Raw genomic sequence first — 23,266 nt, forward strand, 5'->3', positions numbered from 1 at the left:
AATCATGGAATCCTCTGGAGCTGGACGGTCCCGCCAGCGGTTGGCTCGAATCATCGCAGGCGTGCTCCTGGGTCTCGTTGCGACCCTCGCGCTGGTGCTGGTCGCGGCGGTGGCCGCGCTGCACAACCTCGGCCGCCCCTGGTTGAAACAACGCATCGTCTCCAGGGTGGAATCGGCCACGGGCCTGCGGTTGGACTACCAGACAGCCCAGGTCTCCGTGCTCTCGGGTCTGCGGCTGGAAGGGCTGGTGGTGCGGACCCCGCCGCCGTTTCAAGGCGTCGCGCCCGAGCTGCTGCGCGTCGGCTCGTTGGAGGCGCAATGGTCGCCTGCCTCCCTGTTGAGCGGGCCCACCCTGGTGGAGCGGGTGGCGGTGCGGGACGTGGCCCTGGTCCTGGTGGCCGACGAGGCGGGGCCTACGTCTCTCACGGGATTGACGGGGCCGGAAGCCCCTGAACCGCCGCCCGTTGAAGCGCCACTCGGAGCCTCTCAGCAGGCCGCTGCCCTCCTGGCCTCCGCGCCTTCCGTCGGGAAGGTCGAAGTGTCGGGCGTGTCGTTGAGTTACGTCCGTGTCCGCAACAGTGAAGTGCTCGAGCGCTGGTCCTTGCGTGGGCTCGCAGCCGCGGTCGAAGCGAAGCATCAGGACGATGGATGGAAGCTCTTCGCGGAAATCGGCCAGACCGGTACGCCGCTCCCACTGGAGTTGAGCCGTGAAGGCTCGGCCATTTCGCCGGCCCTGGCCTGGCTGGAACTGGCCCTTTCAGCGGAGGTTGGGGCGTCGGCCGCTCGCGCCCGGGTGGACCTTGATATCGCGCGGCAGACGTTCGATCCGCGGTTCACGGTCCGCACGCTGCTGCACGGCGCGGCCTCCGCGAAGTTCGATGGCGACAAGCGGCACATTGCTCTCGAGCTGGACCGCCTCCGGCTGACCGACAGCGCCGAAGTGCAAGCCCAGGTGGTGCTTCCGGATGCAGCGGAGGTTCCGCCCGTGGTGACGCGGGCCCTGGCGGATGTTGATCTCGGACGGCTGCTGCAACAGGTCCCCGCCGAGTGGCGTCCGTTCTCGTTGGAGCGCGGCACGGTGCATCTGGACGCCCAGGAGGTCACGCTCAGCGCCATGCCGGCGCTGGGAGCCCAGGGCAAACTCGGGCTGGACGTCGACGTCTCGGCCCTCCAGCTCGTTCAAGACGATCTTCGGGTGGCACTCGGCGGTGGACGCGTCTCCTTGGTGGCGACGCCTGATCCCCAGAAGGGGCTGGCCGCTCAACTCGCCTTCGCGCTCCAGGGGCTCGATGTCCGGGGGGCCACCACGCTTCGTGTCCCGAAGGCCTCCGGCGAACTGAAGGGCCACCAGTTGCGGCCAGACCCCTCATCGCCCATCCAGGTCGCGGGGGATGCCGCCCTGTCCGGAATGGTGGAGGCCTTGGACGTCCGTGCCTCCGGGCTCCGTGCGACGGCTGAACGTCTGGGCTTTCATCTCCATGCCCCCTTGGCGGGTGAGCCGCCCTTCGCACTGAAAGCGGACGTGCCCGTGGGGGCCCTCCAGGTGGTCACGGCGGATGGCCGCGAGGTGCTGAAGGGCCCCGTGCACGTGAAGCTCGACGTGTCGGAGGTGTTCCCCCGGTTGGACGAGCCGCGGCTCAGCCGGGCCCGCGCCCACCTGGAGCTCGACGTGGGCACGATGCACGCGTCGATGGATGCCACCAAGGGGACCGACGATGTGGCGTACTCCTTGGCCGTCCAGACCCCGGACCTCGCCGCCGCCCGGCCCTTCATCCCCGAGCCGGTCGCCGCACGCGTTCCCTGGAAGCACCTCGCCGTGAACCTGGCTTCCAAGGGCAGACTGGCGGCGCTCTTTTCCTCCTCGCCACGGTTGGAGCACCGGACGGAGCTGCGCCTGCAGCGGCCGGGATGGGACGACGTATCGGCCAGCAACGTCGCCGTCGTGATGCGCTCGCAAGGAGATGCCTGGCGGCACAAGGGCGAGCTGGATCTTCAAATCGAAGGGCTGCGCGCCGGTGAGAAGGACGTGGGTTCTCAGCACCAGACCCTGACGCTGGACCTCGATCGCCGGAAGCCGTCGCTCCGGCTGGGGCTCACCAGCCAGGCGGGGCTGAAGATCTCACTCGATGCCGCCCTGGCGTTCGACCGGAAGGCCCGCGCGCTTCGCTGTGATGTGAAGGGCGACGTTCCGCCCATCGGTGCGCTGTCACCTCTCCTGGCCAAGGCCCGGGTGCCCGCGGAACTGGATTCCTCGCGGCTCGCGCTGAACGTCGAGCTGCATGGCACGCTGCTCGGCGTACTCACGGACATCGCCGCCGACGGAACCCCGAGCCTGACCCCCGCCCCTCTGCGCACCGCCAGCTTCGAGGGAACGGCGGTGGTGGACGTGCGCGGCATCCGCTGGAGAGAGGATTCCCGATCGATCAACCTTCCCGCGCTGCATTGGCGGGTCGAGTCGCGCGCCGAGGGGCCACGGCGAATCGTCCACAGCAACCTGACGGTGGAAAAACTCAATGTGGGCCTGAACGATCGCCGGCTGTCATTCGCCGGCATGTCCAGCGACACCACCGCCACCTTCACCGGGAAGTGGGAAGCGGATGAGATCGAACTGAAACAGCTCTTGAAGGTCCGCTCCCTCGAGCAGAAGCCGGCGCTGCCCTATCCGGTGCAGGACCTGGAGTGGTCGTTCTCCGCCCGCCGTAAGCCCAATGGCGTCATTCACATCCCAGACCTGCAACTGTCCAACGCGGGGACGAGTACCGAGCTGAAAGCCGAAGGCCGGCTCGAGCTCGGCGACGATCGGCGCCGCCTGGCGGTCCGGGGGGCGCTGGCGCAGGACTTGTCCAAGCTCGCGCAGCCCGGCCGGATCGAGAGCAGCGGCAAGGTCACGGCCGATTTCCAGGTGGCTTCGCCCAACCTGGTGGTCTTCCGGACCCTCTCCAACGTGCTCTTCCAGAACGTGAACCTGCGGTTGCCCGGCTCGGGGATCGCCATCGAAACGCTCGATGGCCATGTGCCGCTGACCGAAAACGTGGAGCTGCGTGAAGGCCGGGTGCGGCTGCTGGACGACATCGACGTGAACCCGTATTCGATGCTGCGTTTCGCCGACCAACACCCCTTGCTCTCGCGCAGCGGATTCATCTCGGTGGGCAGCATCACCACGCCGTACATTTCCATCGCGCCCCTGGCCGGAAACCTGTTCATCAACCAGAACGTGGTTTCCATGAGCCAATTGGAGATGGGCGTCCGCGGTGGGCATATCACCGGACAGTGCGTGTTGAACTGGGAGGGAAAGCATTCCTCCCTGGAGGCACACGTGCGGGCGACCGGCGTGAAATCGTCCCGAGGCGAGCCCTTCGATGGCAACGCCGCCGTGGTCATCTCCGGCAAGGATCGCAGCGTCAACGGACGCGCGGAGATCCTGCGCATCGGCAACCGCCACCTGCTGGATCTGCTCGATCTCGAGGATCCACACCACACGGATCCCGCCACCAACCGCGTCCGCTACGCGTTGAGCGTGGGCTACCCGGAACACGTGCGGGTGAGCTTCAACCACGGCTTCGGCAGGCTGCGCATCACCATGGGCGGCCTGGCCAGATTTCTCAGCATCGACGAGATCCGGGGCATCCCCATGGGCCCCATCTTCGACCGTGCCATCCACTCCTTGTCTCCTCAGGAGGCCACTCCATGAAACGCCGCGGGTTGCTGCTGCTTGCCGCCTTCGCCTGGTCCGGATGCATCCGTGCCCCGGAGATCGTCATGGTCGATCGCGCGACGGCGCTCGAAGAACAGGCGTCAGGCTCGTTCAAGAGCGTGGAACAGCGGCTCGCTCGCGCGGGCATGAGCCCGACGCCGGTGCCGCTCACACCCAACCAACTGGAGGAATTGGGCATCCAACCCACGCCGTTGGTCGAGAACATCGGCAGGACGCAGGCGGACCGCGTCGACGAGCTGCTGCGGCGCCACTGTGTGGGCGAAGGGCGGGACGGGTTGCTGGTGGACACCCGGCGCCAATGCCAGGCCGGACGTTTGTCGTCCGATGACGTCGCGCTGGTGGAACGGGTGAACCGGGCCCGGCTGCACCTGTGGCAGTGGATGCGGACGGTCCGCCCCGACCTGACCGAGGAGTCGGTGCGCCGGAGCTGGCAGCAGGTGCATGCGAAGGGTGTGATCTGCGGCGGCTGGGTTGAATCCGATGACGGCACCTGGGGAGAGAAGAAGTGCTGACGCCCCGTGGCCGGTGGTTGCTGGCCCTGGCCGTTCTCCTCGCGGGCAGCGCCTGGGCGCAGGACGATGAGAACGACACGGGCTTGCGCACGCCCTCACGGCTCACCGTGGGCATGGGAGATCAATTCCTGGGGCAGTTGGCGCCCGATGGGAACACGCTGATCTTCGTGTCCAACCGCAACATCGCGACCGAAATCTACGTTCAGGATCTGGAACAGGGCCGCGAGCGCCGCCTCTTCGACGAAGGCGCCGACGTGACCTGGCCGCGGGTCAGTCCCGACGGCAAACACCTGCTCTACATCTCGTTCCGGAACCAGGCCAGCGGCCAGTTGTGTGTGCGGGAGCTGCCGGGTGGGGAAGGCCGCCGCTGCCTCCAGGAAGAAACCAGCGCGCTGCAGGCGGAATGGATGGATGCCTCGCATGTCGCGCTGGTGAGCCGGGCGACCATCCAGGGCGATTTGCGATTGTCGCGGGTCACGGTGAAGCGCGAGTTGCGCGCGAGTCCCCTGCTCGATCGCAACCTGACCAGTCCCACCATTTCACCCGATGGGCGCTGGCTGGTGTACGTCCCGGTCGAGCGCTCCGTGCAGCAGGTGGGCCCCGGTTTCGCCGCGCGCGCCTCGCCCCATCTGGAGGCACTCCGGCTGGATCGCCCCGGCGCTGTCCCCATCCCGCTGGCGCTCGATATTCCGGGGCAGACCGGACAGCCGGTGTTCGCGCTCGATGGGCGCTCCCTGTACGTGGTGCAGTTCTTCACCGATTCCAATGCGGACGGGGTGATCGACGCCAGCGACAGGGGCGTGCTGTTCCGGGTGCCTTTCGCCGCGGAGCGTGAGGACGCGCCCGAGTTGGCCGCCGCCTCCAGTCCGGACCAGCTCACCAGTGCGTACTGGAGCTGCGAGTACCCGGCGCCCGCGGCCGCGTCACTCATCGCGACCTGTTCGCGCGATCAATCGCTGGATGTGTATCAACTGCCGCTGGATGGCCAGGTTCCCAGCAACTGGGACGTTCCTCGCCTCAACGAGGAATTGAAGATGGTCGGCAGGCGCGCGGATCAACTCCTGCTCTATCGCCAACGCCTGCTGCTCGAAGACCGGCCCAAACTCCGCCGTCTGCTGATGATGCGCCTGAGCCAGCTCCACCTGGCGTTCGAGGACTTCAATGCGGCGGAGTTCTACGCCCGCCACATGCGTTCGGTGAGCGATCCCGCCACCGCGGGACTATCGGAGCCGCTGCAACTCCTCATCGACCACCGGCGCGCCATGAAGGAGCTCGAACGCGGCCGCATGGTGGATGAGGTGATGGACGCCGAACGGCAACGCATGGCCGCGTTGGATCCCGCCGCCGCTCCCAGCCCGCCCTCCGCCGTCTTTCAACACGTGGTGCGCAGTGAGCTGGCGGAGGCCGCTGGCGACTTCACGCTGGCGCGCCGGGAGCTGGAGGCCGCCCAGGTGACCGACACCACGCCGCGCGCGGTGTTGGAGGCCTATTACGAACAAGCGGACGCGCTGTACCGCACGCTCGACGATCGGGAGGCCCTGGTCGATGCCGGCCGCCGGCTCTCCATGAACAAGGTGTTTCGAGACGACGACCAGCTCGACTTCGCTCGCGCCGCCGTCCGCGCCCTGTACCGGGGCCGCCCCTACGACGAGGCGGATGCCGCCATGGCCCAGGCCCTCGCATCGGCACCCGCGGGCTCGGCCTATGCGTTCGCCCTGGAGCTGGGCCGGCACGTCAACGCGTTGCACGAAGAGCGTCCCCCCCGCCCTGTCCGGGATGCCCTGATCGCGTTCTACCGTCAGCAAAAGGATCCCCTTCGCCGGCGCGCAGTGGTGCAAGACGCCGTCGAGCGCGCGGCGGGCCTCGGCGCCGATGGCGTGCTGGAGGCATTGGCGACGGCCTACGTCGATGACGCCCCGCCCGGAACCGAGGAACGCCGCCGGGCCGAACGGTTGTTCCGCCGCGCGATCATGGGCCGCGCCTACCGCCGGTTGGGGAGGCAGCGCGTGGACGAGGCCCGTGCCGACTTCGACCTGGTGACCCAACGGACTGGCTATCTGGAAAGTGCTGTCGAGTCCATGGTCCTGCGTCTGCGTGCCGGCGTCAGCCCCGAGGTGGTGGAAAAGGAAGTCACCACCACCTCGGAGAGGATGGCCAGGCCGCTCGCGCACTTCGTGAAGGCCTACCTCACGGCGCGCCAGTTGCCCAAACTCGAGGATGACCGCGCCCACGCCAAGGCGGTGGCGGCGGCCGTGAAGGAGCTGCGCAGCTCATGGCAGGAGCTCAAGAACCAGCGCGCGGTGCATGCCCTCTATGGTGCCATTCATCACGAGGACTTCCTCCGCGGCCACGCGCCTGCCGCCGCCGAGCGCGCCAACCGGCACTACTTGATTGCCCTGGACCTGGTGCGCAACAACGTCCGCTACCGGGCGATGCTCCTTGGCGCGTTGGGGCTGTTGCACACCCAGGTGGGCAACTTCCACATCGCCCTGGGCTACCTCGAGCAGCGGGACAAGTTCCCCTACGTGGATAACTGGGCAGGGCTGGCGGTATCCCTTGCCCGCGCCCGGGCGCTCCTGCACGTCGGCCGCGAGGAAGAGTCCGCGAAGGCGGCGGATCAGGCCCTGGCCATGGTGGACGCCACACCGAAGCTGGCCAGGTTCGCCCTCCTGGCCGTGGATCGCGCGGCGCTCTACAACCTCGCCGCGGGCCGGTTCGAGCGGGCGTTGGCGCTCTACGATCGCGAACTGCCCACCGTGGAATCGAGCCCCAGCGACGCGGAGGGTCTGCGCAACCGGCTGGTGGTGCGGCTGGCCCGCTGCGCCGCGGCCTTGGGGGCGGGTCAGCCCCAGCGGGCGTTGGAGGACCTGGACAAGGTTGATCGCGACCTGGCGACCCCGGCCGTGCAAGCCACGCTGCACCAGGCGTACGCCACCCCGAAGCACGTTCAGCGCTCCTATCGCATCATCGCCGCGGGACTGCGCGCCAATGCGGAGACCCGGCTCGGGAACCTGGACGCCGCCGCTCACGCACTCGAACGGCGGCGCGCGCTGTTCCTGCAACAGTTCGCCGAGACGGATCGCGATGAGGACATCCGCGCGGTGACGCTGGCGGAGCTGCGGCTGGCCGAGAATGCCGTGGATCGCCGGGACACGGCGCGGGCGGCCCGCTGGTTGGGCAAGGCGCTCGAGCACGCCGACACCCTGATCGCTCGCACCCATGCGCCGGTCGATGCCGGTCAACTCGACGTGCTCTGGTTCGTGGCGCAGTTGCACGCGGATGGGAACACGCGGGTGCCTTTCGACGTGCCCAAGCGTCTGGGACAGGCCCAACGCTCCCTCATCGATCAGCGTAATCCTTCGTGGCGCTCCTATCTGGCGTGGTTCGAGATCTATCTGGCCCTCAGCGCTCCCCCGCCAGCGGAGAGCCCCGCGATGGCGGAGACAGTCTCACCCTCGGGGTCCACAAGATGAAGCCGCGGGGGTTTCCGCACCAGGATTGCCGCTTCGGCCGAGCGGATTTGGAAGCTGTGCTCCTGTGGCTCTGAGCGCGGGTCGGGGCGTACCGCGGGTATGAGCGGCGCACCTTTCCCTGCTAGGGTGCCGGAGGCTCTTCGCAAAGGATGACTGGATGCCTCCTATCAGTATCAACGCCGTCTCGGGCTGGCTCGCGGCGCTGCTCAACGCGGAGCGCACGGACTGGGTCGCCAACGAGTGCCTCGCCAACAACCCGAAGTACGCCAAGCCGGACGCCGAGAAGCAGTTCGCGCTCTGGGAGGCCCAGGGCCCCTCCATTGAAATCACGGCCATCGAGGGGCTGGAGAAGGAGCACCCGTGGCTCCTCAGGCTCTTCGTCATCGACGGCACGAAGGGGCAGTGCAAGGTGCGCTTCCCCTACAACATATGGGACTCCGCCGTGGGGATGAGCATTTGCCCCGACAACCTGGTGGCGCCCAAGACAACGCTCCTCTCCCAGCAGGTGCGCGTGCTGCGGCGCTGGAGCAGCGCGTCGCGAAGCTGCTTCACATTGATTCCCAGCGAGCTGCCGGAGGCCGCGGACAACGTCTCCTGGGATGCCGAGCGCAGGCCCAATGGCGTCGCGAACGCCGCCTGCGTCAACCAGGTGGAGTGGAGCGACGCCAGGCGCGCCTCCCGCCGCTTCGCCACCGTCGTCGGCGGCGACCTGGGGAAGTTCTGTGGCCCGGAGGGCAGGACGGCGGCCGGTGATGCCAGCCCCTCGCGTCTCTACTCGGTGAAGACGGGCGTCTCCTACGTGGGGAGCGCCTTCGAGGAGCCCTTCAAGAAGAACGTGCTGGAGGCCAACTCGGAGATGGCCATCGTGCGCTCCAGCGTCATCCGCAAGGTGGAGCAGCAGCGGCCGGTGCGGCAGCGGGATGACACGTACCGGGTGCAGATCGAGCTGCTGACCATCACCGCCCTGTGCGAAATCGACGGCACGGAGCGGCGCGACGGCTTCCAGGTGCGCGACCTGTCCTGCATGCGGGACGGCGAGGCGTACATCCCCGGGCACGCCATCCCCTACAACGGGGGGGCGTTCAGCGGGAGGGATGGGGCGGAGGACTGCCAGTTCTGGCTGGAGAACTTCGCGCTGCCGTGTGGCCGGGCCAAGGCGCGCATGTTCCTGGACTACGGGCTCATCCACTCCTCGGCCAATGCGCAGAACTTCATCGTCGGCTTCAATGGCGCGGAGTTCGCCGGCTTCATCCTGCGAGACATCGGCGACACCTACTGGCACGACGACTACATCAAGGACGTGCTCGGCACCGGCCACCCGGCCTACACCGGCGGCGTCAGCGTGGAGCGCGCCAAGGCCCACAAGCACCTGCTCCACGTGACGACGAGCCAGGACTACCCGGCGCCCCACTTGGTGCGCATCGCCGCGTACTCGGTCATCACCCACGGCTTCGCCGACGAGCTCAAGAAGAACCGCAACTGGCAGGACAGGGACATCCTGCGCTTCACCCAGGCCATCCTCACCGGCTTCCGGGACTACTGCGCCCGGACGATTGGCTTCCCGGGGGAGTACCCGCGGAGGGAGCTGGACTACGCCTTGGACCCGCTCCAGATGGGCAAGACGTTCGCCTACCCGAGCGGCAAGTACACGCAGCAGCAGGCCGAGACGTTCCTCAAGAACCACGCCGAGGACGCGCTGGCCGTTGCGGGCCACATCCGCCGGCACAGTGAGGAAATCCTCGCGAGGGCCGCGGACAAGCAAAAGGCCCTCGAGGCGCTCATCCACGCCGAGGAGATGGCCCTCTGCGCCGCCATCGAGCTGTACCTGCGCAACACGGTCCAGGCGCGCAAGCTCACGCCGAACCCGGGCGTCCTGAACTGGTGGGGCTCCGCCTCGAAGGGCCTCCAGTGCGGCACGTGCCAGACGACGCACGGCACCATCCCCAGCTCGGCCTTCCACCGCTGGCACCTGTGCGTGCTCTGCGGGCGCTACTACTGCTCCAGCTGCGGCGCGAAGCTGCGCCGGGGCGCTTACTTCGCGCGGGCCCGCGTCTGCGAGTGCGGCGGGCAGACCACGCTCATCGATTGAGCCGCGCCTCCCTGCCCGACTGTGCCATTCAAGTACCAGCAGGTGGGGCAGGGGGGCTCCCTGGGCGAGCCGCTCCAGCATGGGGGCCGCGTCGTGGAACAGCTTGGACGTGTTCGCCTGCGTCCACCGCAGGGCGCCTCCTGAGCAACCTGGCGGGCGAGGGCCGGCCCGGCGGTCGCTGCCTCCCCAGACAACGGGAACTCCCCCACCTTCAGGCGGTGGAGGAATAAAATGCAAATGGAGTCGGCGCCTGACGTGCTCTTGCCTGAGGGACCCGCCCGGCGCGATACGCGTCACGAGGCGAAGATCGAGCGGATCGCGCGGCAGTTGCGGCAGCGGACGAGCAGGCGGCCCGTGTCCTTCAAGAAGAAGACACCTCCGCATCAGGTGCCCAAGCGCTACGACCAGCGGCGCGGCGACGAGAAGATCGACCTGAGTGACCTGGATCAGATCCTCGAGATCGATCCCGTGGCGATGACGTGCACGGCCGAGCCCGCGGTCACCTTCGAGGAGGTGGTCCGCGCGACGTGGCGCTACGGGCTCATTCCCATCATCGTCCCCGAGCACAAGACCATCACGATCGGCGGCGCCGTCGCGGGGTGCTCCATCGAGTCCATGTCCTTCCGGGACGGGGGCTTCCACGACACGTGTCTGGAATACGAGATCATCACCGCGAAGGGAGACGTGCTGCGCTGCTCCCCGGAAGAGAACCCGCTCGTGTTCCAGATGATCCACGGCTCGTTCGGGACGCTCGGCGTGCTCTCGAAGCTGAAGTTCAAGCTCATCCGCGCCGCGCCCTACGTGCACGTGACATACGAGACGTACGCCACGCTCGAGGCCTTTCAACAAGCCATCTGGCGCTACTTCACCACCCAGGACGCGGACTACCTCGACGGGCAGATCTTCTCCCCGACGAAGCACGTGCTGTGCGTGGGCCGCTTCGCGGAGCGCGCTCCGTACGTGAGCCGCTACGACTGGCTCAAGGCGTATTGCGAGAGCATCCCGCGCCTCCAGGAGGATTACCTCACGCTCTACGACTACCTCTACCGCTACGACCGGGGCGTCACCCACGTCACGCCCAGGAGCCTCGTGGGCCGGGCGCTGTTCGGCAAGCTGGTGCACTCGGACAGCGTGCTGAGGGCCGCGGACCGCTTCCACCGCTTCCTGCCCAAGAACAACCCGCCGGTCATCGTGGACGTGTTCATCCCCTTCTCGCGCACGGCCGAGTTCATGGACTGGTACCACCGCGAGATGCACTACTACCCGGTGTGGTGCGTGCCCTACCGGCGCATGCGGGATTACGAGTGGCAGACGCCCCGCTGGTGGTCCGGCGTGAAGGATCCCCTGTTCCTGGACCTCGCGGTCTACGGGCTCCCGCAGCAGCCCGGCCGCAATCTCTACAAGGAATTCGAGGACGAGCTGCAGCGGGTCAACGGCACCAAGACGCTCATCTCGTACAACTACTACGACGAGCAGACCTTCTGGAGCATCTGGAACAAGGAGACCTGGCAGGCCGTGAAGCAGATGACGGACCCGGACAACATCTTCCGCGACCTCTACACGAAGACGTGCCGGGCGGCGCTCGGGATTGGGGAGCAGACGCCCGGCTCCGGGGCCTCGGTGCACTGAGTGCCCTCAGCTCCGGTAGGAGCCGGCGGGTCAGCTACTTCTTCGCCTTCGCCGCCAGGGCGTCGTCGATCTCGCGGGCGCGGATGGCGGCGGGGCGGTTGTTGAGGCGTTCGGCATAGCGCTCGAAGACCGGGCGCTTGTCGATGGTGCCGAACTGCATGCCCCAGCCGAGCTGCGCGCCGACATAGAGGTCCGCGGCGGTGAAGCGGTCACCGACGAGGTAGTCGCCACGCGACAGCGCGCCCTCGAGCGCGTTGAGGACCGCCTCGAGGCTGCCATAGCCGACCGTCCCGGTCCGCTCGGACGGGACCTGGAAGCCCATGGCCTTGTTGGTGACCGCCGACTCGACAGGGCCGGCGCCGAAGAACAGCCAGCGATAGTAGGGGCCGCGCTCGCGGCTGCCGGACGCGGGGGCGAGGCCCGCCTGCGGGAAGGCATCGGCGAGGTAGGTGCAGATGGCCGCCGCTTCGGTGATGACGGTGTCGCCGTGGCGCACCGCGGGGACCTTGCCCATCGGGTTGATCGCCAGATAGGCGGGCGCCTTCATCGTCGTGCCGTACTCGAGCAGCTCGGTGCGATAGGGCTGCCCGACCTCCTCGAGCATCCAGCGCACGATCCGGCCACGCGACATCGGGTTGGTATAGAAGACGAGCTCGTCGGACATGGGTTTCTCCTCTGGGGTTTGCCGCCACCCTATCCCGATTGTGGTGGCGGAGGGCCTCCACTACCTCAGCCCCGGCGCTTCGTGCCACTCCGGGCGGCGGGCGGGACCGGGTCCTTCGGCAGGTGCCGCAGCCCCATCCAGCCGAGCGCGGCCACGTGGCGCGACACGTGGTCGATGGAGAAGGAGCGGCCCTCGGACGCCCACCACTGCCCCACCTGGGTGACCATCCCGACGAGCGCGTTGGCGTAGATGGGCGCGACCTTCGGGTTGTAGCCCGCGCGCTCGAACTCGCTCTGGAAGATGTCGCCCACGCGCTGGGCCAGGTCGTCGATGACGCGCGTCAGCCCGCGCCGGGCCTCGTCGTTCGGCGAGTCGCGCGTGAGCACGGCGAAGCCCGCCGGCTCCTCCTTCGCGTACGTCATGAAGGCCATCACCGCGGCCTCGAAGCGCTCGCGCGGGGTGCCCTGCGCGATGCTCTCCGACATGCGCGCCACCAGGTTGTCCATCTCCCGGTCCACGATGGCCGCGTACAGGCCCTCCTTCGCGCCGAAGTGCTCGTAGACGATGGGCTTGGACACCCCGGCCTTGTGGGCGATCTCCTCGATGGAGGCCGCCTCGTAGCCGTGCGAGGCGAACACCGACCGCCCCACCTCCATCAACTGCACCCGGCGCTCCGCACCCGAAAGGCGTTGTTTCTTGGCCACGTTGACCTCGAACCTACGTTTGGGTAGGTTACCGAACCGAAACCTACTCGGCGGTAACCCGCCGTGAGAGAGGGAGTCCCCGTGTACCTCGCCGCTTGCATCGCTGTCTTCGCCATCGCGTACCTGCTGAACATCCTCACGATTACAGTGGGTTACCACCGGGGGCTCGCGCACAAGGCGGTGAAGCTGCACCCGGTCCTGCGCCGGTGGCTCATCCTCGGGGGCAACTGGTTGACGGGCCTGGACCCGAAGGCGTGGGTGGTCATGCACCGGCTGCACCACGAGCACTCCGACACGCCCCTGGATCCCCACTCGCCGCTCAACGTGGGCCTCGCCGGCATCGCCCTGGAGCAGCTCCGCGGCTACAAGCGCGTCATCGTGGGGCTGCTGAAGAATGACCCGGCCTACACCCGGTACGCGAGGGACCTCGACTTCCCGCTCAACGTGCTCAACCGCACGAACCGCTGGTACCTCCCCTACGTGGCGCACGGCGTGGTGGGGCTCGGTCTGGCGCTCGGCGTGGGCTGGCTGCTGGGGGCGTGTTACTTTCTCGGGATGATGAGTCACCCCGTGCAGGGCGGCCTCGTGAACTCGCTCGGCCACGCGGTGGGCCCGCGCAACTTCGAGACGGCCGACAACTCGCGCAACAACCACTTCGCCGCGTGGCTCATCTTCGGCGAGGGCTTCCAGAACAACCACCATGCCTACCCCGGCTCGGCGTCCTTCTCGCACCACCGCCATGAGGTGGACCTGGGCTACGGCGCGTGCGTGGTGCTCGAGAAACTGGGCCTGGCCCGCATCAACCGCGCCTACCTCATCCCGCGCGCGCGGAGCGAGGCGGCGGCCACGGCCAAGGTTGTGCCGGTGATGATGGAGTCCGTCGAAGCCGAGGCACGGTCATGAGTGCCGCAGAGATCGCGATCGAGAAGCCCCGGATGCGGGGCGTGCTGCACCAGTTCGCGGCCGCCGTGGCGTTGGGGGCGGGGCTCGTTCTCGTCTCCATGGCGCCGAGTGCACGGGCGGCCACGGGGGCGGCGCTGTTCGCCGTGAGCCTCGTCACCCTGTTCACGGTGAGCGCGACGTACCACCGGGTGAACTGGTCCGTGGGGGCGCGGGTGTGGATGCGGCGGATGGACCATGCGTCCATCTTCATCCTCATCGCGGGCACCTACACGCCCGTGGCACTCATTGGCCTGCCGGAGGCGTCCGGCAACAGCCTGCTGCGTGCCATCTGGGCCGGCGCGCTGCTGGGGGTGTTGCAGTCGCTGTTCTGGGTGAATGCGCCCAAGGTCATTACGGCGGCACTCGCCGTCGGGGTGGGCTGGACGCTGGTGCCCTTCATGGGCGAGGCGTACCGCTCGCTCGGCGCGACGCAGCTCGCGCTCATCCTCACGGGCGGGGTGGCGTACACGCTGGGCGCGGTCGCGTACGCCTTGAAGCGGCCGAACCCGCGGCCCGGGGTGTTCGGCTACCACGAGGTGTTCCACGCGCTGACCATCGTCGGCGCGGGGCTCCACTTCATCGTGGTGCTCCAACTGGTCCGCTCCGCTCCCGTCTGAAGGTCCAACGCCGCTGTTCTCTCTACGGCCTGGGCGGTTTGGCCGAGCAGTGAAAGAAAAGTGGGTGGGTGACTTCGCCGGAGGCCTGGGGTCCAATCCGCGCCCATGCACGCGCTCTCGCTCCGTGAAGACCGTTTCCTGGAAGTGCTTCGGCGTCTCATCGCCCTGACGCCGAGGCTGCAGAACAACCCGGGCGCGGGGCTGGTGCCCGAGGAGCGGCTCGCCGCGCAGGTGGTGCTGGAGACGCTCGCGCCGCACCTCCAGAGTGGCTTCATCCAGGCCGAGTCGCTGGCGGCTCTGGGCAACGAGTCACGGCCCTGTCTGGTGCTCACCGTGAAGGGCTCGGGCGAGGGCTCGCTCGGCTTCGTGGGCGCGCACTTCGACGTCGTCCCCGCGGACCAGAAGGGCGAGGGCTGGGAGCGCAATCCCTTCGCGCTCTGGGAGGGGCCCGGCGGCGTCCTCTACGGGCGCGGTGTCACCGATTGTCTGGGCCACGTGGCGGTGCTGACGGACCTGCTGGCGCAGCTCGCCGAGCGGGGCGTGCGCCCGCGCCGGACTCTCAAGGTGGTGCTCATCTCCAATGAGGAGTCCTCGGACCTGCCGGGCCTGGGCCTGGGCTACGTGGCCGAGCAGGGGCGGCTGAAGGACCTGGCGGGCGAGCCGGTGTACTGGCTGGACAGCGCCAACTTCGGCCCCACGCTGGGGACGGGCGGCATTTCGCTGTGGGAGCTGAAGGTGACGGGCGTGGGGGGGCACTCGGGGATGCCGCAGAACTGCGTCAACGCGCTGGAGCTGGGCATGGCCGCGTCGCTGGAGCTGGCCCGCTGGTTCCACGCGCGCTTCCCCCCCACCGAGGACGAGAAGACATGGGGCTTCCTGTCCTCCTCCAGCCTCAAGGCCACCGTGGTGGAGGGCTCCAACACCAAGGAGTCGAAGATTCCCTCCGACGTCACCCTGCGCGGAGACCTCCGCCTCACCCCCTTCTACGACCTGAAGGAGGTGCGCGAGGAGGTGACGAAGTTCATGCGCGAGCTGGATGCCCGCCTCGAGCGCGACGAGGCCATCCCCGGCTTCCCTCGCACCCGCACGGCGGCGGGGAAGCGCGGCTCGCTCGAGTTCCGTTTCCAGGGGGGTGGAATGGAAGGCATTGCGTGCCGGCTGGACTCGCCGGGCCTCCAGGCTTTGAAGGAGGCGATGCAGGCGGTGCGCGGCGTGGCGCCCACCCCGTTCTCGCTCACCGGCTCGCTGCCGCTGGTGAGGGACCTGCAACGCCAGGGCTGCGATGTGCAGATCACCGGCTTCGGGGAGATGGCGTACTACCACGCACCCAATGAGCAGGCCCGGCTGGAAGACTTCCGGCAGGGGTTCTCCATCCTCCGCGAGCTGCTCGTGCGGCTGTGATGCGGCACCCCCATCCCAGGCCAAAGCGGGTCATCCGCCAAGGTCATCGTGTACCCGGCTCGACCTGAGCAGTCTACCCATCCGCGGCTCCCGGCGCCGAGCCGGGGCTGTCCATCTCCGCGGTCTCGCGCGGGAGGGCCGCCGTAGTAGGGTGCCGGGGCCGCTCAGATGCCGCCTGGAGGCGCGACATGCAACGGATCATCGACTTCATTCTGGAGCTGGACAAGCTCAAGGGTGTGACACGCAAGACCCGTCCGCTGGGCCTCGAGCGCTACGAGAATTCCGCGGAGCACAGCTGGCAGATCGCGATGCTGGCCAGCTCGCTGGCGCACCACGCCGGGTCCGCGATCGATATCCACCGGGTGATCGGCATGCTGCTCGTGCACGACATTGGCGAGATCGATACCGGGGACACCCTGGTGTACGCCGAAGGTGGCTGGGAGGAGCGCAAGGCGGCCGAGCTGGCGGCGGTGAAGCGGATTTTCGGACTGCTGCCGGAACCGCAAGGCGCGGCCTTCCTGGCGCTGTGGCGGGAGTTCGAGCAGGGAGAGACGCCAGAGGCCCGTTTCGCGCATGCCGTGGACCGGGCCATGCCGGTCCTGCTGAACCTGGCCAACGAGGGTCAAAGCTGGCGCGAGAACGGTGTCAGCCATGAGCGGGTGGTGCGCCGTATCGCTCCGCCGATCAAGGCGGGCTGTCCGGCCCTGTGGGAGTATCTGGAGGCCCGTCTCGACGAGGCTCGCCAGAAGGGCTGGTTCGGTGCCTGAGTCGCGTTTGGTAGGTTGGGGCGCATGAAGACGCGACCAATGCGCTGGGTGCTCGTTCTGGGTGGATCGATGCTGGTGTGGGGGTGCGGCGGGGGAGGGGAGACGGAAGAGGAGCGCCCCACCTTCAGCCGTGACGTGGTTCCCCTCTTCCAGGGCTCATGCGGTTTCGGTTCGGGGTGTCACGGCACCGCCCAGCCGGCGGGCCATGTGCAACTCACCACCGGCACGGGGGACGCCGCCGCGCTCCTCGAGCGATTGAAGGCCCGGAGCGTCCGAGAGCCCTCGTTGCCGCTGGTGGACCCGGGCAATCCCTCGGGAAGCTTCCTGCTGCGCAAGGTGACGGGTGACTTCTCGGGCCTGCCGTGTGCTCCGAGCGCTTGTGGGGAGCGCATGCCCCAGCGCAGCACGCCTCTTCCCCAGGAGGAGCTCGACTCGCTGGAACGGTGGATTCAACAGGGCGCTGTCCTCGAATAGGGCGATCCATGAAGCTCCACGCCATGGCCTCCTGGAGACTCCTCGCCTGTCTGGGCGTGCTGTCCGCCCCCTCCGTGCATGCACACGGAGGTTTGATGGAAACCCAGAGCTACACCTCGCGCCGGGGACACCCCGAAGACCAGTTGATGGGTTTCACCCGGGGCACGCTCATCTCCCGCGACAGCGGCGAGTCCTGGCGCTGGGTGTGCGCCGAGGCCATGGGCTACGGCAGTTGGATTCCCGAGAGCTACGTGTGGCTGTCCAGGGGGAGCTCCTCACGGCCACCGGCAAGGCGCTGTTGCGCTCGCGCGATGGCGGTTGCTCCTGGGCTCCCTCCCCGGCGTTCCAGGACGCCTGGGTCAGCAGCCTCGCCGAGCACCCCACGGATGACTCCCTTCTCTATGTGGCCACGGGAAGGCCCGCGGTGACCAATTTCCTGTACCGCTCGGAGGATGGCGGGGAGACGTGGACGCCCACCCCGCTCAGGCGCGAGGCCGTCTTCTCCACGGTGCGCGTGGCGCCTTCCGACCCCAAGCGCCTCTACGTCAGCGGCTGGGTGGGTTATGCGATGTACCTCTTCCGCAGCGGCGACGCGGGCGAGACGTGGGAGGACCTGCCTCAAACGTTCCCCTCGGGGCTCGAGGGGGCGTATGACTTGAAATTGCTGTCGGTGAGCCCGGCCAATCCAGACGTGCTGTGGATGCGCGTGTCCTCGCGGGACACGGCCGGCAACATCCGCTACGCCGTGCTGCGCAGCGAGGATGGCGGACGCACGCTCACGTCCGTGCTGGAGCAGGAAGACCCGCTCGTCAACATGGACGTCTCGGCCGATGGCCGGACCTCCTGGGTGGCGACCTACAATCACCTCTACCGGGGGCGCGAGGGGGAGTCCTTCCTCCCGTTGTCCCTGCCCACGGGCAATGCGTGCGTGACGCGCGTGGGCGGCGAGCTCTACGCCTGCGGCTCCACCTGGCTGCACGAGTGGGCCCTGGCGCGCAGCACCGACGAGGGCACCTCGTGGGAGCCCCGCTTCAGCCTCCGCGACGTCCAGGGCGTCCACCAGTGCCCGGTGGGCACGCCCGTGAGGGAGCGGTGCACCGGGCTCTGGCCCCAGCTCGCCCAGCAGCTCGGTGCACAGGTTTCACCCACCCCACCGGACGCTGGAACGCCCGATGGGGAAACCCCTCCGAAGCCGGAGGGGTGCGGTGCCGCGGCCGGGAGCGCGGGGTTGGCCCCGCTGCTCTGGCTCATCCTGTTACGCCGGCGCTACGGGCAGGGCGAGCCCAATACGTAGTTCGCCTTGCACATACACCGGCAGAACGCATCCTCCCCGGGCACGTTGCAGGCGGGCCGGACGGTGAGGGTCTTCTGAAGGGACTTCTTGCCCAGACGATCCTTGAGGATGACGACGAGCTCGTAGTCCTGGCCGTAGATGTCCTTGTTGGACCACTGGTTGGGGCACAGCGGTATGTTGGAGAACGAGGCGTCGTCCGCGTCGGTGCTCGAGCCCTTGCCCTCCGGACTCCGCTGCAAGTTGACGGTCCGCGAGTCGAGCACGACCCTGCCGGTCTCGGGATTCCTCAGCGCGCCCAGCAGGCTCACACCACAAGGGTCCATGTTGACCACGTCGCGCACTCCGACGAACGACACCCGCCCGCCCTGGATGGGCTCGATGACCGTGAGGGTGCTCCCCGTGGTGAGGGGTGACGACCTCAAGTCAGGCCCCAGCGCCGTGATGGTGAAGTCGAGCGCTCCATTGGGATCTCCCAGGTAGGGGATGCCGCAGGGGGTCTCGATCGTGCCCGCGTCGGGAGGGGTACCCGCGTCAGGAGTCGAGCCCGCGTCAGGAGTGGTGGTCCCCGCGTCTTCACCCGTGCCCGCATCGGGAGTCGAGCCCGCGTCGGGAGTGGTGGTCCCCGCGTCTTCACCCGCGCCCGCATCGGGAGTCGAGCCCGCGTCAGGGATGATGCCAGCGTCCTGGTTCGTGCCCGCATCCTGCCCGGTCCCCGCGTCCTGGCCCGTGCCAGCGTCCTGCTCGGTCCCCGCGTCCTGGGTGGAGTCGTCGCCATCCGGGTCACAGCTCATGACCAGACAGAGCGACAGCAGGACGGCGGGAACATACCTCATGAGATGCACTCGCATTGCGGCCTTGTCAGAAGCAGTTCACGTTGTCCTGCTTCGGGTAGTAATAGATGAAGGCATTGCAGTGCTCGTTCTGATCCACCTGCGGTCCGAAGGTGTAGCAGCAGTCGAGCAGCTGGTCGGGGGTCGAGTACTTCTCCTTGTCGAACGCATCCAGGGCCGCGCAGCCCACGGGCGGAGGCGTCCACTCGTAGTTGCACGTGTACCAGACACCACTGCCCGCGGGCAGCGTGCGGTCCAGCTCGGGCGAGCGCGTCATGGGCGGATCGTCCCACACCTCCGAGGTGTAGAAGCGCTGGTCCTCCGGGGGCCGCTCGAGGCTCATGCCATCCCAGGCGTAGATGCGGAACTCCTTGCCCCGACTGTGGAAGTGGCCGTTGGCCCCGATGATCTGCACGGGGGCCTTGTTGTTGAGATTGCAGACACCATCGAAGGTGGGCGTGGGGTTCTTCGTGCAGACGCGGATGGACTGCTTGGTGGCGAAGATGGTTCCCAGCTCGTGCTTCACCTGCTCCTTGGGAATCGCCCAGAAGTTCACCCACACCTTGCCGTAGTTCTGCGGCGTCTTCTGGGTGGAGGCGTTGACGAAGTGCGACTGCAACATCAGCCACTCATCCGGCTGGATGACGTTGGCCACCCCCTCCGGATACGTCCAGTCGATGGTCCCATCCTGCTGGGTGTTGGCCAGCAGGGGCCAGTCCGCCCAGTTGGCGCTGTTGAAGCAGGGACCGGACCCGTTGGCGGCGGGCTGGAAGGCGCCATTGGCCGGGTCCAGCCCCACGATGGTGCGCACCCGGTAGATGTTCATGTGGTGCGAGCCATCCCGCTGGGAAATCTGGATGCGGTGCAGGTTGATCGGCTCGTTGGGCATGCCGTTGGCCGCGGCCAGCTCCCCCGCCTTGAAGAAGTAGCAGTCCTGCTGCTCGACGCCCTGGGGAACCTCGGTCTCCCGGGTGATGAACTGGAACCCCTGCCCCTGAGGGACGGGGTCCAGTGCGAAGTCCTCCGTCGGGCCGGGATCCACCGGGCCGGGGTCCGGCGGCTCGACGACACCGGGACACGCCGTGGACGTCAGGGCCAGCAGCGACAGCAGGGCGAACGGTTTTCTCATGCACGAACCTCGGGTCGAGGGGAGGTGGGTCGACCGGCGAGCATCCTGCACTTTCTCGCGAAAAGCACCCCCACCCCGCTTCGGAGTGCTCCCTCCCGTGCGCTCGGCTGACGGGCCCCGTGGTGCGGGGCTGTGCCGTGAGGAGACGTGTCCCTCGGGCTGGGCGGGCTGGTAACGTCGGACGGCCCTTCCCCGAGCCCCCATGGACCTGGATTCCTACCGTTCATTCACCCAACGACTGCGAGCCCGGCTGGAGTCCGATGCGCGCGTGCTGGGACTGGTCGCCGTGGGGTCGATGGCCGAGCGCGGGCGTACGCCAGACGCGTGGTCGGATCATGACTTCTTCGTCATCACGGTCGCGGGTGTACAGGAGTCGTTCCGCCAGGACCTGAGCTGGTTGCCCGACAGCGAGCGCATCGTCCTGAAGGTGCGCGAGACGGCGCATGGGCTCAAGGTGCTCCAGGACGATGGCCACCTGCTGGAGTTCGCGATCTTCGACGGAGCCGAACTGCACCTGGCGAGGGTGAACGATTATCGCGTGCTGCTCGACCGCGCGCACGTCGAGGCAGACCTGCGGCACCTGCAGACGAAGTCCACCGCCGAGGCCTCCTTCCTCGACGTGGAGCGTTCCTTCGCGCTCTTCCTGTCGGCGCTGTTGGTCGGTTCGGGGCGTACCGCGCGCGGCGAGGTGCTCAGCGGCTCCTCCTTCATCAAGCAGCATGCGCTGGGTCATCTGCTGCCCGTCCTGGTGCACTGTCTGCCCAGGGGGCGCGAGAGCCAGCTCGACAACCTCGACCCGTTCCGCCGCTTCGAACGGGAGTTTCCCGAGCAGGGGCGGACGCTCCACCGGCTGTTGCTGCTGGAGCCCGGCCTTTGTGCCCGGCAGCTCCTCTCTTTCGCGGAAGAGCAGCTCGCGCACCGGATGGAGCGTTATCCGGCCCGGGCGGTGCAGGTCCTGAGGAACACGTTGGAGCGCCCTGCACCCACGGGCTCCTGAAGCGCGGGGCGTTTCAATCCCCGCCTCCTCCACAACCTCCGCAGCCTCCGCTACAGCTACTGCCACCTCCCGAGCAACTGCTGCTGCTGGAGCCACCACCGCCGCCGCCGCTCCCCAGGCCGTTCTCGGGCATGAGGTAGGAGCGCAGGGGGTGGACGTCCATGAGGGACAGCGTGCCCAGGCCGAAGAGGCCCGCGGCCAGCACCAGGTTGCCGGCACTCAGCGTCTGGCCCGTGCCCCCGGTGGAGGCCGTCGTGCGCAGGGGCTCGTGCCGCGCCCGGAGCAACTCCAGCGCCTTGGTGCCCCGGGGCGTGCGCCGGCGAGTGCTTCCCAGCACGACCATGCCGAGCACCGTGCCCACGATGAGCTCCATCACCAGGAAGAGCACCGGCTTGTCGCGGTCCAGACCCACGAAGAGCTTCAGCACTCCCAGGCCCAGCGCCACGCCGAAGAGCACGCGGGGGAGGTGGTGCACCCGGGCGCTCTGCTCGGGCGTGAGGAGGAAACCCCGGCGCCGGAGTGACTCCTCCAACTGCTTCAGCTCCCTTCGCGCGGCCTCGCGCAACTGGTGGAACTCTCCCTCTCCCACGGACACCGCGGCATGGATGACGCGCTCCAGGGGGGCGGCCTTCGCGGGCAGCGCCGTGGCCACCGACAGCGTGCCCGCCTCGTAGTTCAACGACTTGCCATGCACGAGCGCCAGCACCGCCGCCTTCACCGCGGTGTCCGCGTCGTCGAGCACGGCGACCTCGTAGGCCCCCAGGTCCAGCTCATGGGGCTCCGGAGTCCGCGATGGCTGATTGAGCAGGTACTGCCAGAGCAGCCCCGCCAGGCACACCGCCACGAGGAAGACCGCATAGGCGATGAGGAACTGCGGTCCGGTCCAATCCAGAGGGTTCATTCCATGCTCCTGGCACACATCCTCCAGGAAAAGCCGGGGCCGTGTCACGGGGGGGTGGCCGCGGAGGATTCATGCATTCGTCCCGGAGCAACGGTGATAACGAGGCAGCGGCTGCTGACCTCCCACCGAGGAGTTGGGCACATGAGCGGGAAACCGGAGCGTCCGTCCGTCGGGTTGGGGGTCATCATCCAACGTGGGGAGCAGATCCTCCTGGGCCAGCGCAAAGGCTGGCAGGAGGGCTTCTACTCCATTCCTGGCGGGCTGCTGGAGACGGGCGAGACCTTCGAGGAGGGCGCCATCCGGGAGGTGAGGGAGGAGACGGGTCTGGAATTGATGGACCCGAAGGTCATCGCCCTCACCAACAATCTCGAGACCTTCAGGCAGACCGGCAGGCACCACATCTCGGTCATCCTGTATGCGAACCAGTTCCGTGGAGAGCCGACGGTCATGGAGCCTGACAAGTGCGCGGGATGGGGCTGGTACGACCCTCGCCAGCTTCCCGAGCCCCACTTCGAAGCGAGCCGGCGTGGGGTGGCGTGTCTTCTCCAGGGACGTTTCTACACGCGGGACTGATTCCCGGCCTCAGCCGTCGGCGAGCTCCAGGAGCTTCGTGACGGTGTTCCAGTTGCGGGCGGTCGGGGTGACTCCCAGGCGCGTTCCGCCGAGCACGGTGGCCAGCTTCGATTCCCCGATGCCCTTCGGGAACCGGGCGTAGATCTCGCGCCCGACCAGGCGGAACTCGTCCGGCAGGTAGGCCGCCGGATCGATCTGCTCGAACCGCTTCGGATCCGGGACGTCGGACAGGAACGTCACGAGGAAGTGGGAGGGGGCGTCCTCGGCACCGGGGAGGGGGTTCGCCTTGATCACCGCTTCCAACTCGTCCCGCGTCCGGATGATGACGGAGACCTCGAAGCCGAACTTTTGGGCGATGGCCGCCTCGAGCTGCTTGCCGACCTTCGCCGGGCTCTTCTCCTTGCTCGTGAAGACGGCGTTGCCGCTCTGGAGAAGGGTGGCGACACCGGTGTAGCCGAGTCCTTCCATCAGCTCCCGGAGCCGCGCCATCGGGACCTTCTTGTTCCCACCCACGTTGATCCCACGCAGCAGTGCGACATACCTGGCCATGGGCCC

Annotated in this window: 19 protein-coding genes; 13 read left to right on the forward strand and 6 right to left on the reverse strand. The window is 68.0% G+C overall.

Annotated features, from left to right (window positions below; genetic code table 11):
* Positions 1-4: 4 nt before the first annotated feature.
* The 5 genes from ACN28I_RS40105 to ACN28I_RS40125 all read left to right on the forward strand — a co-directional run bounded on the left by ACN28I_RS40105 (position 5) and on the right by ACN28I_RS40125 (position 11,418).
* Positions 5-3,691: a hypothetical protein gene (locus ACN28I_RS40105; RefSeq protein WP_420947161.1), complete on the forward strand. Its 3,687-nt coding sequence runs from the start codon at positions 5-7 to the stop codon at positions 3,689-3,691.
* Complete coding sequence (locus ACN28I_RS40110) at positions 3,688-4,227, forward strand: DUF1318 domain-containing protein (protein ID WP_420947162.1); 540 nt, start codon at positions 3,688-3,690, stop codon at positions 4,225-4,227. The genes ACN28I_RS40105 and ACN28I_RS40110 overlap by 4 nt, the downstream gene beginning before the upstream one ends.
* On the forward strand, positions 4,221-7,700 hold the full coding sequence (locus ACN28I_RS40115; RefSeq protein ID WP_420947163.1) for a hypothetical protein: 3,480 nt from the start codon (positions 4,221-4,223) through the stop codon (positions 7,698-7,700). Before ACN28I_RS40110 ends, ACN28I_RS40115 begins: the two co-directional genes overlap by 7 nt.
* Positions 7,701-7,857: 157 nt before the next feature.
* A complete protein-coding gene (locus tag ACN28I_RS40120; RefSeq protein WP_420947164.1) occupies positions 7,858-9,789 on the forward strand; it encodes a hypothetical protein in 1,932 nt (643 codons plus the stop codon).
* A 255-nt stretch (positions 9,790-10,044) separates the two neighbouring features.
* Positions 10,045-11,418, forward strand: a complete 1,374-nt coding sequence (locus tag ACN28I_RS40125) for an FAD-binding oxidoreductase (RefSeq protein WP_420947165.1) — start codon at positions 10,045-10,047, stop codon at positions 11,416-11,418.
* Positions 11,419-11,452: 34 nt separating this feature from the next.
* On the opposite strand, the gene ACN28I_RS40130 is transcribed toward ACN28I_RS40125, so the two are convergent.
* Both ACN28I_RS40130 and ACN28I_RS40135 read right to left on the reverse strand, forming a co-directional pair.
* Entirely contained in the window at positions 11,453-12,082 is a 630-nt protein-coding gene (locus ACN28I_RS40130) for a glutathione S-transferase family protein (protein ID WP_420947166.1), read from the reverse strand.
* A 65-nt stretch (positions 12,083-12,147) separates the two neighbouring features.
* On the reverse strand, positions 12,148-12,786 hold the full coding sequence (locus ACN28I_RS40135; RefSeq protein ID WP_420947167.1) for a TetR/AcrR family transcriptional regulator: 639 nt from the start codon (positions 12,784-12,786) through the stop codon (positions 12,148-12,150).
* A gap of 81 nt (positions 12,787-12,867) precedes the next feature.
* Here ACN28I_RS40135 and ACN28I_RS40140 point away from each other — a divergent pair, with 81 nt between their 5' ends.
* The 6 genes from ACN28I_RS40140 (at position 12,868) to ACN28I_RS40165 (ending at position 18,281) form a co-directional block, all read left to right on the forward strand.
* Positions 12,868-13,689, forward strand: coding sequence for a fatty acid desaturase (locus ACN28I_RS40140; protein WP_420947168.1), 822 nt, complete (start codon positions 12,868-12,870; stop codon positions 13,687-13,689).
* On the forward strand, positions 13,686-14,345 hold the full coding sequence (trhA, locus tag ACN28I_RS40145; RefSeq protein WP_420947169.1) for a PAQR family membrane homeostasis protein TrhA: 660 nt from the start codon (positions 13,686-13,688) through the stop codon (positions 14,343-14,345). Before ACN28I_RS40140 ends, trhA begins: the two co-directional genes overlap by 4 nt.
* Positions 14,346-14,489: 144 nt before the next feature.
* Entirely contained in the window at positions 14,490-15,746 is a 1,257-nt protein-coding gene (locus ACN28I_RS40150; protein WP_420947170.1) for a M20/M25/M40 family metallo-hydrolase, read from the forward strand.
* Positions 15,747-15,934: 188 nt separating this feature from the next.
* Positions 15,935-16,513, forward strand: a complete 579-nt coding sequence (locus ACN28I_RS40155) for an HD domain-containing protein (protein ID WP_420947171.1) — start codon at positions 15,935-15,937, stop codon at positions 16,511-16,513.
* 24 nt (positions 16,514-16,537) lie between these two features.
* Positions 16,538-16,987 carry a hypothetical protein gene (locus tag ACN28I_RS40160; RefSeq protein ID WP_420947172.1) on the forward strand — a complete coding sequence of 150 codons (450 nt, stop codon included), beginning with the start codon at positions 16,538-16,540 and terminating at the stop codon, positions 16,985-16,987.
* Positions 16,988-17,240: 253 nt separating this feature from the next.
* Positions 17,241-18,281: a WD40/YVTN/BNR-like repeat-containing protein gene (locus tag ACN28I_RS40165; protein ID WP_420947173.1), complete on the forward strand. Its 1,041-nt coding sequence runs from the start codon at positions 17,241-17,243 to the stop codon at positions 18,279-18,281.
* Here the strand turns inward: ACN28I_RS40165 and ACN28I_RS40170 are convergent.
* Positions 18,254-19,114 (reverse strand): hypothetical protein, encoded by an 861-nt coding sequence (locus ACN28I_RS40170; RefSeq protein ID WP_420947174.1) that lies wholly within the window; start codon positions 19,112-19,114, stop codon positions 18,254-18,256. The two genes, ACN28I_RS40165 and ACN28I_RS40170, sit on opposite strands and share 28 nt — an antisense overlap.
* A gap of 25 nt (positions 19,115-19,139) precedes the next feature.
* Complete coding sequence (locus ACN28I_RS40175; protein ID WP_420947175.1) at positions 19,140-20,240, reverse strand: hypothetical protein; 1,101 nt, start codon at positions 20,238-20,240, stop codon at positions 19,140-19,142.
* Positions 20,241-20,442: 202 nt separating this feature from the next.
* Between ACN28I_RS40175 and ACN28I_RS40180 the strand changes: the two genes are divergently transcribed.
* Positions 20,443-21,237: a hypothetical protein gene (locus tag ACN28I_RS40180; RefSeq protein ID WP_420947176.1), complete on the forward strand. Its 795-nt coding sequence runs from the start codon at positions 20,443-20,445 to the stop codon at positions 21,235-21,237.
* Between the two features lie 13 nt (positions 21,238-21,250).
* Here the strand turns inward: ACN28I_RS40180 and ACN28I_RS40185 are convergent, their stop codons facing one another.
* Positions 21,251-22,138, reverse strand: a complete 888-nt coding sequence (locus ACN28I_RS40185) for a TIGR04222 domain-containing membrane protein (protein ID WP_420947177.1) — start codon at positions 22,136-22,138, stop codon at positions 21,251-21,253.
* 141 nt (positions 22,139-22,279) lie between these two features.
* Here ACN28I_RS40185 and ACN28I_RS40190 point away from each other — a divergent pair, with 141 nt between their 5' ends.
* Complete coding sequence (locus tag ACN28I_RS40190; RefSeq protein ID WP_420947178.1) at positions 22,280-22,711, forward strand: nucleotide triphosphate diphosphatase NUDT15; 432 nt, start codon at positions 22,280-22,282, stop codon at positions 22,709-22,711.
* Positions 22,712-22,720: 9 nt separating this feature from the next.
* Here ACN28I_RS40190 and ACN28I_RS40195 read toward each other — a convergent pair whose 3' ends face one another.
* Positions 22,721-23,260, reverse strand: coding sequence for a DUF1697 domain-containing protein (locus tag ACN28I_RS40195; protein ID WP_420947179.1), 540 nt, complete (start codon positions 23,258-23,260; stop codon positions 22,721-22,723).
* Positions 23,261-23,266: the final 6 nt, after the last annotated feature.

This window comes from Archangium gephyra (assembly GCF_049060025.1).
In the GTDB taxonomy this organism is placed as follows: Bacteria; Myxococcota; Myxococcia; order Myxococcales; family Myxococcaceae; genus Archangium; species Archangium gephyra_A.